Below are 15,846 nucleotides of genomic sequence, written 5' to 3' on the forward strand. Positions count from 1 at the left end.
CCCGATCCGGAAGAAGCCCGCCCGCCATGGCGGGCTTTTTCGTTTCAGAGAATCGGCGAGATCAGCCGTGCCACCCGCATGCCCAGGCGCTTCAGGCGATGCGCCCGGCGGCTCTCTTCCCGGTCCAGCTCGCGGGAACGGCCGAAATCCTCTTGCAGCATGGACTCCACCTCACCGGCGAAGACGGGGTCGATGACGAACAGGGTCAGTTCGAAATTCAGCCGGAACGAGCGGTTGTCCAGATTGGCGCTGCCCACCGCCGCGGTATCGTCGTCGATCAGCAGCACCTTCTGATGCATGAAGCCTGGCAGGTAGCGAAATACCCGGATGCCCGCCTCGAGCGCCTCGAAGGCGTACAGACTGGAGGCGGCATAGACCACCCGGTGATCGGCCCGTGCCGGCAGCAGCAGGCGCACCTCCAGTCCGCGCAGCGCCGCCAGGCGCAGGGCGGCGAACACCGACTCGTCCGGCACGAAGTAGGGGCTGGCCAGCCAGATCCGCCGGCGCGCCGCGTTGATCGCCGCGACGAACTGCAGCGAGCCGGTTTCCTGGGGATCGGCCGGGCCGCTGCCGACCAGTTGGCAGAGCACCCCGCCGGCCGGATAGCGCTCCGGCAGCAGCAGCGGCGGCAACTGCCGGGTAGTCCAGAACCAGTCCTCGGCGAAGGACTCCTGCAGGCAGGCCAGTACAGGGCCACTCAGCTCCACCTGGGTATCGCGCCAGGGCGAGAGGCGCGGGTTGCTCCCCAGATAGTCGTCGCCGACGTTCAGCCCGCCGAGAAAGCCGCGCCGGCCGTCGACCAGCACCAGCTTGCGGTGGTTGCGGAAATTCAGCTGGAAGCGGTTGAGCAGGCCGCTGTGCGCGGAGACCGAGAAGGCATGCATCGCCACCCCGCCCTCGCGCAGGCGCTGCACGTAGCGACGCGGCAGGGCGTGGCAGCCGATGCGGTCGTAGAGGAAGAACACCTGCACGCCGCTGGCGGCCCGCTCCAGCAGCAGACGCTGCAGATTCCGGCCGAGACGGTCGTCGCGGACGATGAAGAACTGCAGCAGGATCACCTGGCGCGCCTGGGCGATGGCCTCGAAGATTGCCGCGAAGGCATTCTCGCCGTCGATCAGCAGGCGTACCTGGTTGTTCGCCAGAGGCGGCTGGCGGCCGAGGCGCGCCAGCACCTTGAGGTTCTGGTTCTGCGCGGCCTCGCTGTCGTGGGCCGTCAGGGCCTCCTCGACCCAGGGCCGCCAGTCCAGCTCGGCCATCGCCCGGTGCATCTGCAGGTCGGCCTGGCGGCGTGCTTCGATATAGGCATCGAAACGGCTGCGACCGAACACCAGATAGGGCAGCAGGGTGAGATAGGGCATGAACAGCAGGGAGATGGCCCAGGCGATAGCCCCCTGGGCGGTGCGCACGGTGAACACCGCGTGGATGGCCGCGGCCACCCCCAGCGCCTGAATCAGCACCAGCAGATAGCCCAAGAGCTGGAAAGCGCCTTGCTCCATGCCTCACTCCTTCGAGATGCCGCCCCTGAGCATAACAGGCAGGCCTCGCGGCAGAGACGGTGGGCAGGCATGAAAAAGCCGCCCGGAGGCGGCTTCTTCAGGAGGCACAGCGGCTCAGAGCAGCGGGCCGGCGTTGCGGATGGCGTCGGAGACGTCGAACTTCTTGAAGTTCTCGATGAACTGCTTGGCCAGGACGCGGGCCGCCTCGTCGTAGGCGCTCTTGTCGGCCCAGGTGTTGCGCGGGTTGAGCAGCACGCTGTCGACACCCGGCACGGCCTTCGGCACGTCCAGGTTGATGATCGGCAGGCGCTCGGTCTCGGCGCCGACCAGGGCACCGCTCTGGATCGCGGCGATCACGCCGCGGGTGGTCGGAATGTTGAAGCGCTTGCCGATGCCGTAGCCGCCGCCGGTCCAGCCGGTGTTGACCAGGTAGACCTTGGAATCGTAGCCCTGGATGCGCTTGATCAGCAGCTCGGCGTATTCGCCGGCCGGACGCGGGAAGAAGGGCGCGCCGAAGCAGGTGGAGAAGGTCGACTTGATGCCGTCGCCCGAGCCCATCTCGGTGGAGCCGACCAGTGCGGTGTAGCCGGACAGGAAGTGGTAGGCCGCCTGCTCGTTGTCGAGAATGGACACCGGGGGCAGCACGCCGGTCAGGTCGCAGGTGAGGAAGATCACCGCGTTGGGCTCGCCGGCGCGGTTGTCCGCCACGCGCTTCTCGATCAGCTCGCGCGGGTAGGCGGCGCGGGTGTTCTGGGTCAGGCTGCTGTCGGCGTAGTCGGGCTGGCGCGAGCGCTCGTCGAGCACCACGTTCTCCAGCACGGCGCCGAACTGGATGGCCTTCCAGATCACCGGCTCGTTCTTCTCGGACAGGTCGATGCACTTGGCATAGCAGCCGCCCTCGATGTTGAACACGGTGCCGACGCCCCAGCCGTGCTCGTCGTCACCGATCAGGTAGCGGCTCGGGTCGGCGGACAGGGTGGTCTTGCCGGTGCCGGACAGGCCGAAGAACAGGGTCACGTCGCCCTCTTCGCCCATGTTGGCGGCGCAGTGCATCGGCAGCACGTCGACCTCCGGCAGCAGGAAGTTCTGCACGGAGAACATCGCCTTCTTCATCTCGCCGGCGTACTGCATGCCGGCCAGCAGGACCTTCTTGGCGGCGAAGTTGATGATCACGCAACCGTCGGAATTGGTGCCGTCGCGCTCCGGCACGCACTCGAAGTAGGGCGCGTTGAGGATCTGCCACTCGCTCTTGCCGGCGGGGTTGAACTTCTCCGGGTTGATGAACAGGCAGCGGCCGAACAGGTTGTGCCAGGCGGTCTCGGTGGTCATCTTGACCGCCAGGTAGTACTCGGGATCGGCGCCTACATGGACGTGCGAAACGAAACGCTCACGCTCGGCGAGATAGGCTTCGACGCGCTGCCAGAGGATATCGAACTTGTCGCTGGGGAACGGACGGTTGATGCTGCCCCAGGCAATCTTGTGCTGAGTTCCCGGTTCCTCGACGATGAAGCGGTCGCTCGGGGATCGCCCGGTGCGATGGCCGGTCCGCACCACCAGGGAACCGTTGGCGGCCAGCTCGCCCTCTCCTCGGCGGATGGCTTCTTCTACCAGTTGTGCGGCGCTGATGTCGGTAAACACGGCTTGAATGGCTTGCGTCATGTGCGTCCGATCGGCTTGTGGCCGATTCCTCCATACGTTTTGTAGCGCGACATCCGGTCGCGCTACAGGGAAAAGATAAAAAAAGTGCGGCGATCATACCAGAAAAGCCGACGACACAGTAGGAGCCGCCAGTCTGGCAAAGGTTCCCTGCCGCCATGCGATCGGCCGGCCCGGGACCGACGCTGCCGAGGTTTTCCGAAGACAGGCCGGCCCCGGCCTTGCCCGGCAGGCCCTTTCCGAAACATGGGTTGCATCAGGACCGACCGATCACCGGCGGCCCGGCCATTCAATGCCGGGTCGCCGAGGGCGCCTCGCTGCCGCCGCCGGCGAACAGCTGGGCGATGTCGGTGGCATCGAACTCGTAGCGCTGGTTGCAGAACTGGCAGTCGACCACCACCACACCGCTCTGCTCGCGCAGCAGCTGTTCGGCATCCGCGTGCCCCAGGCTGGACAGGGCGTTGGCCGAGCGCTCGCGCGAGCAGCTGCAGCGGAAACGCAGCGGCAGCGGCTCGAACAGGCGCACCGCCTCCTGGTGGTAGAGCCGCCGCAGCAGGGTCTCGTTGTCCAGCCCGAGCAGCTCCTCGGCGGTCAGGGTATCGGCCAGGGTGACCAGGTGCTCCCAGTTGCCCACGCGCGCCTCGGCGTCCTTCTGGCGGTCGGCGGGCAGTTGCTGGAGCAGGAGACCGCGGGCGCGGCGGCCGTCGGCGTTGAGCCAGAAGCGCGTCGGCAGCTGCTCCGAGTTGGCGAAATAGCCGGACAGGCAGTCGGCCAGGCTTTCGCCCTGCAGCTCGACGATGCCCTGGTAGCGCTGGCCCCGGGCCGGATCGATGGTCAGGGTCAGAAGGCCCTCGGGCATCAGTTCGCGCAGCCCGGCGCCGGACTCCACCTGCTCGGCGTGATAGCGGGCGATGCCGCGGACCTCGCGCTCGCTGGAGCACTCCACCATGAGCAGGGGAACCGGCCCCGAGGAGCGCGCCTGCAGCACCAGCAGGCCGTCGAACTTGAGGGTGCCGACCAGCAGCGCGGCGGCGGCGAGCATCTCGCCGAGCAGCTGGGCGACCGGTTCGGGATAGGGGTGCTTGGCCAGCACCTCGGCGTAGCTGCCGCGCAGGTCTGCCAGTTCGCCGCGCACGTCGGTGTCGTCGAAGAGAAAGCGTTGGGTGAAATCGAAATCGGGCATATCGGCGGGCCATGACTGGGGAAAGAGCTGGCGCACAGCCAGTCCTCGGAATCGACAAAATTGCCACAAGCGGTCGACTCGTGGGGAAATTCTAGGAAGAAAGGGCAAAGCCTCCAAGTTTTCCGTCATTTCCGGCTCTCGGCGAGCCGCACCGCTCGTCGGCTGATCTGATAATTGCCCGCTCCTAACCAATACTCCAACCGCTCAGAAAAACATAAGGAGTTAATAGGTTACGGCTGAAAGTGGCTATCGCTGTGCCATCCAGAGAGTGTCAAACAGATATCGAGCCATCTGCTTGACACTGTCCTTATCCGACCGCCTATACCTGTATCACCGCATTCCCCTCAACCACGAGGCACGCCAACATGGACGTGAGCGTTTTCGGTACCGGATACGTCGGCCTGGTTCAGGCTGCAGCATTGGCCGACGTTGGCCATCGCGTACTCTGCATCGACATCGACGAGCTGAAGATCAGACAGTTGCAGCGGGCGGTTCCGCCCATCCAGGAGCCCGGCCTGTCCGTCATGATCGACGACAACCTGCGCGAAGGACGGCTGTCCTTCAGCACCCAGGCCAGCGATGCCGTGATCCACGGCCAGCTGATCTTCATCGCCGTCGGCACCCCGCCGGACGAGGACGGCTCCGCCGACCTGCGCCACGTGCTGGAGGCGACCCGCGAGATCGCCGGGCACATGCAGGAAGACCGCACCCTGGTGATCAAGTCCACCGTGCCGGTGGGTACCGCCAGCCAGGTGGAGGCGGCCGCCCGCGCCGAGCTCGAGCGCCTGGACAAGGGCCATCTCGTGGTCCGCGTGGTGTCCAATCCCGAGTTTCTCAAGGAGGGCAGCGCGGTCAACGACTGCATCCGCCCCGACCGCATCATCGTCGGCAGCGACGACGAAGTGGCCCGCGCCCAGCTCGCCGAGCTCTACGCGCCCTTCTGCCGCAGCCGCGACAAGCTGATCTTCATGGACAACCGCAGCGCCGAGCTGACCAAGTACGCGGCCAACGCCATGCTGGCCTCGCGCATCAGCCTGATGAACGAGCTGGCCAACCTGGCCGAGCGCCTGGGCGCCGACATCGAGGCGGTGCGCCGGGGCATCGGCGCCGATCCGCGCATCGGCTACCACTTCATCTACCCCGGCTGCGGCTTCGGCGGCTCCTGCTTTCCCAAGGACCTGCGCGCCCTCTTGCACACCGCCACGGCCAGCGGCCATCCCCTGCGCCTGCTGCAGAGCGTCCAGGAGGTCAACGAGGCGCAGCGCCTGGTGCTGTTCGAGAAGCTGCGGAAGTTCTACCCCGAGGGGCTGGCCGGCAAGTCCGTCGCCCTCTGGGGCCTGGCCTTCAAGCCGAACACCGACGACATGCGCGAGGCGCCCAGCCGCTACCTGATGGAGGCGCTGTGGCGCGAGGGCGCGACGGTGCGCGCCTTCGATCCCGAAGCCATGTCCGAATGCCGGCGCCTGTACGGCTACCGCGACGACCTGGTGCTCTGCCCGACCCGCGACGACACCCTGCAGGATGCCGATGCGCTGGTCATCTGCACCGAGTGGAAGACCTTCCGGGTGGTCGACTTCGAGCTGCTCGCGCACAAGCTGCGCGACCGCCTGATCGTCGACGGGCGCAACCTCTACAACCCCCAGCAGGCGGCTGCCGCCGGCCTGCGCTACCTGGGCATCGGCCTGCCGCAGGTCGATCCCCGGGCAGGTGTGCAATGAAGGCCCTGGTCACCGGCGCGGCCGGCTTCATCGGGGCCCACTGCGTGCGCCGCCTGCTGCTCGACGGCCACGAGGTCATCGGCCTGGACAACTTCAACGACTACTACGACCCGGCCCTGAAGGAGGACCGGGTACGCTGGGTATGCCGGGAGGCCGGCGACTTTCCCCTGTGGCGGCTGGATCTCGGCGATGCCGACGGCGTCGCCAGCCTGTTCGCCAGCCAGCGCCCGGAGGTGGTGGTGCACCTGGCCGCCCAGGCCGGCGTGCGCCATTCGCTGGACCATCCGCACGCCTACGTGCAGAGCAACCTGGCCGGCTTCCTGAACATCCTCGAGGGCTGTCGCCGGCAGCCGGTGCAGCACCTGGTCTACGCCTCGTCCAGCTCGGTGTACGGCGCCAACCAGCACACCCCCTATTCGGTGCAGGACAACGTCGACCACCCGCTGTCGCTGTACGCGGCGAGCAAGAAGGCCAACGAGCTGATGGCGCACTGCTACAGCCACCTGTTCGGCATTCCCGCCACCGGCCTGCGCTTCTTCACCGTCTACGGCCCCTGGGGCCGGCCGGACATGTCGCCGATCCAGTTCGCCCGGGCCATCGTCGAGGGGCGGCCGCTGCGCCTGTTCAATCACGGCCGGCACCGGCGCGACTTCACCTACATCGACGACATCGTCGAAGGACTGGTACGGCTGCTGCCGCAGCCGCCCCGGCCCGACCCGCACTGGGACCGCGACCGGCCCCGGGCGGAAACCAGCATGGCGCCCTGGCGCCTGTACAACATCGGCGGGCATCGGCCGATCGCCCTCACCGACTACATCGACACCTTGGAAAGGCATCTGGGCCGCAGGGCCCAACGGGAATTGCTGCCTTTGCAGCCCGGGGACGTGCTCGACACTTTTGCCGACGTCTCGGAATTGCAGCGGGACACCGGCTTTCAGCCCCAGGTAAGTCTCGAAGAAGGTCTCGCCCGATTCGTATCCTGGTTTTGCCACTACTACAGGATCGACAGCCCCGATGCCTCGGCCATTTCATCCGCCGCTGCGGACGGGGAACTGTCGCGTGAGGTAATGCGCAATGAATGCCCCGGAAAACTCGCTCCAACAGCCCAGCTTCGCTAAGGACGGCCATTACCCTTCCACGGAAAAACGCACCGATCCCTCGCAGCGGGAGAAGATCCAGAAGGCGCTCTGGGTGCACAACTGCGGCTGGCTCAGCGGTCGCCAGGGCGGCTGCCCCTGGACCCTGTCCCGCACCAAGCGCGTGAGCGAGGCTTTCGCCGCCCTGCTGCTGCTCTTCCTGCTCTCCCCCCTGCTGCTCGGCATCGCCCTGCTGATCAAGCTGGGCAGCCCCGGCCCCGTGCTGTTCGTCCAGCAGCGCACCGGCTTTCGCGGGCGCCGCTTCGGCATGTACAAGTTCCGCAGCATGGTGGCCGACGCCGAAGCCCTGAAGGAATCGCTGCGCCACCTGAACAAGCACGGCCCCGACGCCATCGACTTCAAGATCGATGCCGACCCGCGGGTGACGCCGATCGGCCGCTGGCTGCGCCGCACCAGCCTGGACGAGCTGCCCAACCTGATCAACGTGGTGCGCGGCGAGATGCGCCTGGTCGGGCCGCGGCCCACCTCGTTCAACGCCAGCCGCTACCACGAGCACCACCTCGGCCGGCTGAGCATCTATCCGGGCATGACCGGCCTCTGGCAGATCTCCGGTCGCAGCGACATCGACTTCGACGACCGGGTCGAGCTCGACATGACCTACATCCGCCGTCAGGGCCCCCTGCTGGACCTGTGGATCCTCCTGAAAACCCCCATCGAAGTGTTCCACGGCCATGGCGCCAGTTGAACCTTCATTCCTCCAGGCAGTGCACGCATCAGGAGTCAGCCCATGACCATGCTCCGTTCCGAGCAAACCACGCTATTGCTGGAGCAGGACCATCGCGTTCTCCCCCCCAGCGAAGTCAACCTGGCGGCCACGGTACTCGACCAGAGCTGCCGTACCCTGCTGCTGATCGCCCCGACCAGCGGCTGCGGCACCACCACCAGCGCCCTGAGCATGGCCCGGCAGCTGGCCAACTCGGCCAAGGGCAAGCTCCTGCTGGTCGATGCCAGCCCCTCGGCCACCGGCCTCAGCTCGCGCCTGGGCATGGCGGCCGACCGGGGCCTGTTCGAGCTGTTGCAGAGCCCGCATCCGGAGGGCGAGCTCAGGCACTGCATCCAGCGCCATCCCGAGCTGCCCTTCGACCTGCTGCCGCTCGGCCTGCCCTCGGCGGCGGCCGGCCGCTTCACCGCCGAGGACCTGCAGTACCTGCTCGACTGCCTGGCCGCCCGCTACCGCTTCGTGGTGATCGACGCCGAGGCCGTCTACAGCGGCACCAGCGGCCTGACCCTGGCGGCCATGGCCGACGCCGTGGCGCTGGTGGTCCGCGCCGAGGAAACCCGCTGGGAAGTCGCCCAGGCCGCCGTGCAGCGCCTGCGGCAGGCCAATGCCAAGCTGCTCGGCAGCGTGCTCAACGCCCGCCGGCTCTACATGCCGAAGTGGCTCTACAGGCTGCTCTGATCACGGATCACACCTACAGGACGTACGCCATCATGAACAAGCCGATATTTTTCCTGCTCGCCTCCCTGGCCATGGCCGGCTGCAGCAGCCATCGCTCGATTCCTGCATACATCCTCACCGCCCCCGAGGACCAGGCCACGCGGAGCGAACTGATTCCGGTGACTCAGGTGCTTCGTCCGCAGGACGTGCTCGACGTGATCTTCCACATCGAGATGGATTCCCCCGACGCCTACCGCATCCAGCCGGGCGACCAGCTGGAGGTCCACTTCGCCACGGCCAAGGGCATGACCGGCATCAAGACGGTGATGCCCGACGGCACCGTCAACCTGGAATACGTCGGCAGCCTCAAGGTCGCCGGGCTCACCGTGGAGGAAGCCCAGGCGCTGATGGTCGAGAGCTACAAGGAAACCCTGCGCACGCCACTGATCACCGTTTCGGTGGCCAAGGCGCAGACCCGCGCGCAGCACCTGCGCGACACCCTGTTCAACCCCGCCACCGGCATGAGCCGGGACATCACCATCGGTGCCGACGGCCGCGCCACCTTCCCGATGCTCGGCAGCATCCGCCTGAGCGGCATGGGCCGCGACGAGCTCGAGGAACTCCTGAACGAGCGCTACCGCAAGGAAGTCGGGCCGATCCAGGTCGACGTGCTGCTCAAGTCCACCGCCGCCAACGAGGTCTACATCCTCGGCGAGGTCGGCCAGCCCGGCGCCTATCCGGTGCGCCGGCCGATCTCGGTGCTCGAGGCGCTGACCCTGGCGCGCGGGCACAACCCGGTCACCGCCAACCTGGAATCGGTGCTGGTCCTGCACCGTCAGGGCGACCAGGTGGTGTCGCGCACCTACGACATCGAGAAGCTGCTCGACAACGACGCCGACAACGTCGCCTACCTGCAGCCGGACGACCTGCTCTTCGTGCCGCGCAGCGGTCTCGCCGGCGCCGCCGACACCATGCGCCAGCTGGCCGACGTGATGCTCTTCAGCGGCTTCAACTTCGGCTTCTCCTATCAGGTCGACAACAAGGACGGGGACGACTAGCGATGGATGCCCTCAAGCGCGAGAACTACCTTTACACCTTCTTCTCCACCCTGTTCGCCAACCGCCGGCTGATCAAGCGGGTGTTCCTGGCCTTCGCCGTGCTCACCCTGCTGCTGCCGCTGCTGCTCAGCCGCTCCTACGAGATCAGCGCCGAGGTCATGGTGCAGTCGAAGAAGGTGGCCCAGACCGAGCCCAACAGCGCCAGCCTGCAGCAGGAGACCGACAAGTTCCTGCCGCCGACCCTGGCCGACATGGAAACCGAGAGCAGCATCCTGCGCTCGCCCGAGCTGGTCCGGGCGACCCTCGACTCGCTGCTCAAGGAAGGCCACTTCGCCGAAGAGGACGGCCCGCTCAAGCAGGTGCTGCGCGAGTACCTGGTCGATCCTTTGCGCACGCATGTGCTCGACCCGCTGCGCGCCGCCTTGGGCTTCGCCGCCGAACCGCCCCGCGACAATCGCCTGGACACACTGACCCTGGCCACCCTGGAGGACCTCGAGGTCGTCCCGCTGCCCGGCTCCAACGTCATCGCCGTGCACTACCGGGCCGGCGAGCCGGCCCTCGGCACCCTGTTCGTCAACCGCCTGCTCGACACCTACCTGACGCGGCGCCACGCACTGCACTCCAACGACCTGCCGGAAGCCTTCTACGAACAGAAGAAGGCCCAGTACCAGGACCAGTTGAACGGCCTCGAGGCCCAGCGACTCGCCCTGCTCGAGCGGATCCGCGCGGCCAACCCCGAGGAGGAGATCACCTTCCGCCTCAACGCCATCAACCAGGAAGAACAGGCCCTCAACCAGTATCGCGACCGCCTGCTGGAGAACCAGCGCTGGGTCGACTACCTGCAGGGCAGCCTGGCCGTGGCGCGCAAGGCCAGGCTGACCGAATACGGCTTTCCCTACACCTTCGCCAGCACCATCGACAACGCCGCCTTCGAGGACCGCGAGATCCGCCAACTGGGCGACCGGCTGATCGAGCAGATCGGCCAGTACGGCGCCGAGACCGACGTCTACAACCCGAACAGCGAGCCGATGAAGAACCTCTACGCGCAGATCAGCCGGACCCGCCAGCAGTTCCTCCAGGTGATCGGCAACCGCATCAGCGAGCGCAACAAGGAGCTGGAGATCATCTCCGGGGTGATCGCCCAGAAGACCTCACGCATCGAGGCCTACCAGGCGCGCATCCGCGAGCTGCAGGACGCGCAGAGCGGTCTGCGCCAGCTCAACACCGAGATCGAGGCCCTGCACCAGGCCTTCTTCACCTACACCCAGCGCTACGAGGAAAGCCGCAGCCGCGCCCTGCTCGACGGCGGCCTGTCCAACGCCAAGGTGCTCAGCCGGCCCTTCGAGCCCAGCGAGGCGAGCTTTCCCCAGCCGATGCGGATCATCCCCCTCGGCCTGCTCACCGCCCTGCTGCTGGCCATCGCCGTGGGCTACATCCGCGAGTTCTTCGACCATCGCTTCAAGCATCCCGAGCAGCTGCTGACCCAGCTCGGCCTGCCCGTACTGATGACCATCAACGCCGAGCAGCCCGCCGCGCTGCCCAATCCGCACAAACCCGGGAGCCTGCCATGGATTCGACACTGGGCGAGCGACTGAGCGCTCGTCACAAGGAAGCGCCGCTGCGGATCGCCCACCTGCTCGGCAGCGGCGGTTTCTACGGCCTGGAACGGATGCTGCTCGAACACTGCCAGTACGCTCCCGGCAGGCACCGGGTGCTCCTGCTGGGCGGCCCGGAGTCGCTGGCCCAGCGCTTTCGCGAGGCCGGCGTGGAGCTGACCCGCTGCACCGGCCTGGGCAGCCTGCTGCGCCAGCTGGGGCAGCCCGATGCACGGCCGACGCTGCTCAACGGCCACGGCTTCAAGGGGCTGGTCTACGGCTGGCTGGGTGCGCTGCTGCTCGGCCTGCCGCTGGTCGTCACCCAGCACGGCTTCACCCCGCGCAGCCGCAAGCAGCGCCTCTACACCTGGCTCAGCCTGCAGCTGTGCCGCACCCCGCAGGTGCGCACCGTGATCTGCGTGGCCACCAGCATCGCCCGCCTGCACCGCCAGGCCGGGGTGCGCACCGGCAAGCTGCAGGTGCTGCCCAACGGCCTGCCGCCAGCGCCTGCGGTCACCTACCTGCGTCCGCCGGGGGCGCCCGGCGCGCCGCTGATCGGCTTCATTGGCCGCCTCAGCACGGAGAAGGGCCCGGACCTGTTCGTCGAGCTGGCCATCGAGCTGTGCAACCGCGATCCCCAGCTGCACGCCGTGCTGCTCGGCGAGGGCTCGCTGCGCGACGAACTGCAGAAGGCCATCGACGACGCCGGCCTGCGCGAGCGCATCCTCCTGCCCGGCTACCGGACCGACCTGCAGGCCTGGCTGCGCGCCCTCGACGTACTGGTCATCAGCTCGCGCAGCGAAGGCACGCCGATGGTCCTGCTGGAGGCCATGCAGGCCGGGGTGCCGGTGGCGGCCTTCGCCGTGGGCGGCATTCCCGACGTGCTCGAGCACGAGGCCACCGGCCTGCTCAGCCCGCCCGGCGAGGTCGGCGACCTGACCCGCCAGGTGACGCGCCTGCTGCTCGACAAGGCCCTGAGCCGGACGCTGACCGACCAGGCCCGGCTCGCCCAGCTGCGCCACTACCACCTGCCGGCCCAGGCCGAACGCTGGCGCCAGCTGTACCGCAACGCGGTCCGGGAGTGACGAGATGGTCCTGATCCTGCCCCTGGCGCTGATCGCCGGCCTGGCCTGCCTGCTGCTGCTGGCCAGCCCCCACCCCTTCCTGGCGCCGCTGGCGCTGCCCGGCCTCGCCGTGCTGGTCACGCTGTACCGCCAGCCGGTCTGGGGCCTGCTGCTGATGCTCGCCCTGGTGCCCTTCGAGGGCCTGTTCGCCGCCGCCGATGCCGCCGGCGACGGGGCTGGCGGTGGCGGCTTCTCCCTGAACAAGCTGCTCGGCCTGGCGCTGATCGCCATCGCCGGGCTGCAGCTGCTGCTGCGCCAGTTGCCGGCACAGCGCCTGCGCAGCAACCTGTGGCCGCTGATGCTGGCCTTCCTCGCCTGCTACCTGCTCAGCCTGACGTTCAGCATCCACTCCGGCCTGTCGCTGCAGCACCTGCGCCAGCTTGTCGTCGGCCTGGTGCTGTTCGCCCTCGCCGTGCTGTTCGGCCGCGACCTCGACCTGCCGACCCTGGCCCGGGTGCTGGTGCTGTCGGTGGCCACCACCTGCGCGATCGCCCTGGTGTCCAGCCGCGGCCAGCCGGACACCCGGGCCATCGGCCTGCTCGCCGACCCCAACTATTTCGCCCTGCTGATCAGCATCGCCTTCCCGCTGGCGCTGCTGCTGGCGGTGCGCGCGCCGCGCTGGCCGCAGCGGCTGTTCTGGATGGCGCTGCTGGTGCTGCTGCTGGCCGCCCTCGCCCGTACCGGCTCGCGCTCCGGCCTGCTGGTGGTGCTGCTGACCGCCCTCATGGCCGCCTGGCACTACCGCGCCCACATGAGATCCCTGCTGACCCGCCACCTCGGCTGGCTGATCCTCGCCATGGCGATCGTCGTGCCGCTCTCTCCCAAGCTGCTGCCGGACAGCCTCGTCCAGCGCCTGGAGGCCTTGGCCAGCCTGAAGTCCGGGGTCAATGCCCATGCCGACCCCTCCCTGGCCCGGCGCAGCGCCTACCTGCTGGTGGGCAGCCGGATCATCGCCGAGCACCCGCTGCTCGGCAGCGGTCCCGGCACCTTTCCCCTGGAGTTCGCCAAGACCGGCTACGCCATCGCCTTCTCCTATAAGGGATTGCCGGTCGAGCTGTACCGCGAGGCGCACAACACCTACCTGGGCATGTTCAGCGAGATCGGCGTGCCCGGCGGCCTGCTGTTCGCCGCCCTGCTGCTGGCCAGCCTGCGCAACTGCCAGGTCGCCCGCCGCCACTGGCTGAGCCGCGGCGATCCCGAGCGGGCGGCGCTGGCCACCCACTTCGGCCTGTCCTGCGTGGCGCTGGCCTTTTTCCTGTTCTTCCTCAGCGTGCCGAGCCACAAGTACCTCTGGGTGATGCTCGGCATAGCCAGCCTGCTGCGCCTGCAGGCCGACGACGATGCCGCAGGAGCACGCCCATGAAACGGATCTCCATCGTCATTCCGACCCTCGACGAGGCCGCCCACCTCGGCCGCACCCTGGAAGCCGCGCGCCGCGCCGCCGAGCACGCCGGCCTCGAGCATGAGCTGATCGTCCCGGACAACGGTTCCCGCGACGGCAGCCAGGCGCTGGCCCGGCGCTTCGGCGCCCGGGTGCTGGACTGCCCTGGGGTGAGCATCGGCGCCCTGCGCAACCGCGGCGCCGCGGCGGCCAGCGGCGACTGCCTGGCCTTCCTCGACGCCGACATGGAAGTACCCCAGGACTGGCTGACCACCTGGCGTGCGGTGCGCAGCGAGGACCGCGCCGACGTGCTCGGCCTGGTCCACCAGGCGCCGCCCCAGGCGCCCTGGTACGCCCGCGCCTGGCTGCAGCGGCTGGCCGCCGAGCGCGACCGCCCGGCACTGCTGGACTGGCTGCCGACCGCCAACCTGTGCCTGGAGCGCGTCTGGTTCGAGCGCGTCGGCGGTTTCGACGAAAGCCTGCGCAGCGGCGAGGACAAGGACTTCGGCCTGCGCCTCGGCGAGGCCGGCGCGCGCCTGCTCAGCCTGCCACGGCCGACGGTGCTGAACTGGGGCTTCGAGGGCAGCTGGAGCGAATGGCTGGGCAAGGAGCTCTGGCGCCAGAACAGCCAGACGCGGCTGCTGCGCAAGGGCGGCGCCAGCCTGCGCCTGCTGCGCTTCCCGCTGCTGGCGGCCGGGCACTGGACACTCGATGCGCTGGCGCTGCTCTGCCTGCTGCTCGGCCAGCCGCTCGCCGCCCTCGGCACCTTCGCCCTCGGCTGGCTGCCGGCCGGCCTGCTGACCCTGCGCCACGGCTATACCCGCCGGCGTCCGCTGCTGGCGGCGCGCCTGGCGCTCCTGCACTGGCTGCGCCTGCACGTCGCCGGCATCGCCCTCGTGATGGACCTGATCAACCTGACCGCACGGAGGCCCTCCCGTGGCTGAAGCGATCTTCTGGCTGTGCCTGTTACTGCCGCTCTTCGCCTACCTGGGCTACCCCCTGCTGCTGGCCCTGTGCGCCCCCTTCCGGCGCCCCGCGCCCGCCGGTGCGCCACAGCCGCTGCCGCTGCCGCGGGTCAGCGTGATCGTCGCCGCCTACAACGAGGAACGGAACATCGAGGCCAAGCTGCGCTCGCTGCTAGACGACAACTACCCGCGCGAGCGGCGGCAGATCATCGTCGCCAGCGACGGCTCGAGCGACGCCACCGTCGCCCTGGCCCGGCGCATCGCCCAGCTCCGCCCCTGGGACGACATCCGGGTGCTGGACCTGCCGCGCGGCGGCAAGGCCGCGGCGCTGAACAGCGCGGTGGCGCTGGCCGACGGCGAGATCCTGGTGTTCAGCGACGCCGACACCCTGTGGACCGGCGACACCCTGCGCCAGCTGATCGCACCCTTCGCCGACCCGCGGGTCGGCGCCACCGCCGGCAACGTGACCATTCCCGCCGCGGGCAAGGCGCTGGCCATCGGCGACCGGCTCTACCGTGCCTACGAAACCTGGCTGCGCCGCCTGGAGAGCCGCACCGGCTGCATGGCCTCGGCCGACGGCGGCCTGCAGGCCCTGCGCCGCGAGCTGTTCCAGACGGTGCCGGCGGATGTCACCGACGACTTCTTCCTGACCACCTGCGCGTCGGTGGCCGGACAGCGCATCGTCTTCGCCGAGGCCGCGCGGGTCATCGACCACGGCGTGGAGTCGGCGCAGGGCCAGTTCCGCCGGCGCCGGCGGATCACCGTCCAGGGCCTGCAGAGCCTGGCGCGGCGCCGCGAGCTGCTCGACCCGGGCCGGCACGGCCTGTTCGCCCTGGCGCTGATCACCCACAAGCTGCTCCGCCGGCTCGCGCCGGTGCTGCTGGTGCCGCTGCTGCTGAGCAACCTCTGGCTGTGGGACGAAGGCGGGTTCTACCGCATCGCCCTGCTCGCCCAGCTCGCCGCCTACGGCCTGGCGCTGATCGGCCTGCTCGGCCGGCACCGGCGCCTGCCCAAGCCCTTCCGCCTGGCCGCCTACGTCCTGGTGACCCTGAGCGCCATGGGCGCCGGGGTCTGGCAGTTCCTCAGCGGCTACCGCTACCGGCAATGGAATCCCCAACAGAACCGATAGGGACGT

The 15,846-nt window shown here is 68.6% G+C and carries 13 protein-coding genes; 10 read left to right on the forward strand and 3 right to left on the reverse strand.

Features of this window, described 5'->3' with window-relative positions; genetic code table 11:
• Window positions 1-44 precede the first annotated feature (44 nt).
• From cls to hslO, 3 genes are all read right to left on the reverse strand, one after another.
• Window positions 45-1,496 carry a cardiolipin synthase gene (gene cls, locus GCU53_RS10050; protein WP_152387488.1) on the reverse strand — a complete coding sequence of 484 codons (1,452 nt, stop codon included), beginning with the start codon at window positions 1,494-1,496 and terminating at the stop codon, window positions 45-47.
• Between the two features lie 114 nt (window positions 1,497-1,610).
• A complete protein-coding gene (locus GCU53_RS10055) occupies window positions 1,611-3,155 on the reverse strand; it encodes a phosphoenolpyruvate carboxykinase (protein ID WP_152387489.1) in 1,545 nt (514 codons plus the stop codon).
• Between the two features lie 286 nt (window positions 3,156-3,441).
• Window positions 3,442-4,335: an Hsp33 family molecular chaperone HslO gene (gene hslO / locus GCU53_RS10060; protein ID WP_152387490.1), complete on the reverse strand. Its 894-nt coding sequence runs from the start codon at window positions 4,333-4,335 to the stop codon at window positions 3,442-3,444.
• 365 nt (window positions 4,336-4,700) lie between these two features.
• Here hslO and GCU53_RS10065 point away from each other — a divergent pair, with 365 nt between their 5' ends.
• The 10 genes from GCU53_RS10065 to GCU53_RS10110 are packed head-to-tail and all read left to right on the forward strand — an operon-like array spanning window position 4,701 to window position 15,840.
• Window positions 4,701-6,053, forward strand: a complete 1,353-nt coding sequence (locus tag GCU53_RS10065; protein WP_152387491.1) for a UDP-glucose dehydrogenase family protein — start codon at window positions 4,701-4,703, stop codon at window positions 6,051-6,053.
• Window positions 6,050-7,171, forward strand: a complete 1,122-nt coding sequence (locus GCU53_RS10070) for an NAD-dependent epimerase (protein WP_152387492.1) — start codon at window positions 6,050-6,052, stop codon at window positions 7,169-7,171. Before GCU53_RS10065 ends, GCU53_RS10070 begins: the two co-directional genes overlap by 4 nt.
• Complete coding sequence (locus GCU53_RS10075) at window positions 7,128-7,895, forward strand: sugar transferase (RefSeq protein WP_244307102.1); 768 nt, start codon at window positions 7,128-7,130, stop codon at window positions 7,893-7,895. The genes GCU53_RS10070 and GCU53_RS10075 overlap by 44 nt, the downstream gene beginning before the upstream one ends.
• A 42-nt stretch (window positions 7,896-7,937) precedes the next feature.
• Window positions 7,938-8,609 carry a CpsD/CapB family tyrosine-protein kinase gene (locus tag GCU53_RS10080; protein ID WP_152387493.1) on the forward strand — a complete coding sequence of 224 codons (672 nt, stop codon included), beginning with the start codon at window positions 7,938-7,940 and terminating at the stop codon, window positions 8,607-8,609.
• Between the two features lie 32 nt (window positions 8,610-8,641).
• Complete coding sequence (locus GCU53_RS10085) at window positions 8,642-9,646, forward strand: polysaccharide biosynthesis/export family protein (RefSeq protein ID WP_152387494.1); 1,005 nt, start codon at window positions 8,642-8,644, stop codon at window positions 9,644-9,646.
• A 2-nt stretch (window positions 9,647-9,648) separates the two neighbouring features.
• Window positions 9,649-11,241 carry a GumC family protein gene (locus GCU53_RS10090; RefSeq protein WP_152387495.1) on the forward strand — a complete coding sequence of 531 codons (1,593 nt, stop codon included), beginning with the start codon at window positions 9,649-9,651 and terminating at the stop codon, window positions 11,239-11,241.
• Window positions 11,214-12,326, forward strand: coding sequence for a glycosyltransferase family 4 protein (locus GCU53_RS10095; RefSeq protein ID WP_152387496.1), 1,113 nt, complete (start codon window positions 11,214-11,216; stop codon window positions 12,324-12,326). Before GCU53_RS10090 ends, GCU53_RS10095 begins: the two co-directional genes overlap by 28 nt.
• Before the next feature lie 4 nt (window positions 12,327-12,330).
• Window positions 12,331-13,728 (forward strand): O-antigen ligase family protein, encoded by a 1,398-nt coding sequence (locus GCU53_RS10100; RefSeq protein WP_152387497.1) that lies wholly within the window; start codon window positions 12,331-12,333, stop codon window positions 13,726-13,728.
• Window positions 13,725-14,690: a glycosyltransferase gene (locus GCU53_RS10105; protein ID WP_152387498.1), complete on the forward strand. Its 966-nt coding sequence runs from the start codon at window positions 13,725-13,727 to the stop codon at window positions 14,688-14,690. The genes GCU53_RS10100 and GCU53_RS10105 overlap by 4 nt, the downstream gene beginning before the upstream one ends.
• Window positions 14,683-15,840 carry a glycosyltransferase family 2 protein gene (locus GCU53_RS10110; protein ID WP_152387499.1) on the forward strand — a complete coding sequence of 386 codons (1,158 nt, stop codon included), beginning with the start codon at window positions 14,683-14,685 and terminating at the stop codon, window positions 15,838-15,840. Before GCU53_RS10105 ends, GCU53_RS10110 begins: the two co-directional genes overlap by 8 nt.
• The last annotated feature ends 6 nt before the right edge of the window (window positions 15,841-15,846 follow it).

The organism is Azotobacter salinestris, assembly GCF_009363155.1.
In the GTDB taxonomy this organism is placed as follows: Bacteria; Pseudomonadota; Gammaproteobacteria; order Pseudomonadales; family Pseudomonadaceae; genus Azotobacter; species Azotobacter salinestris.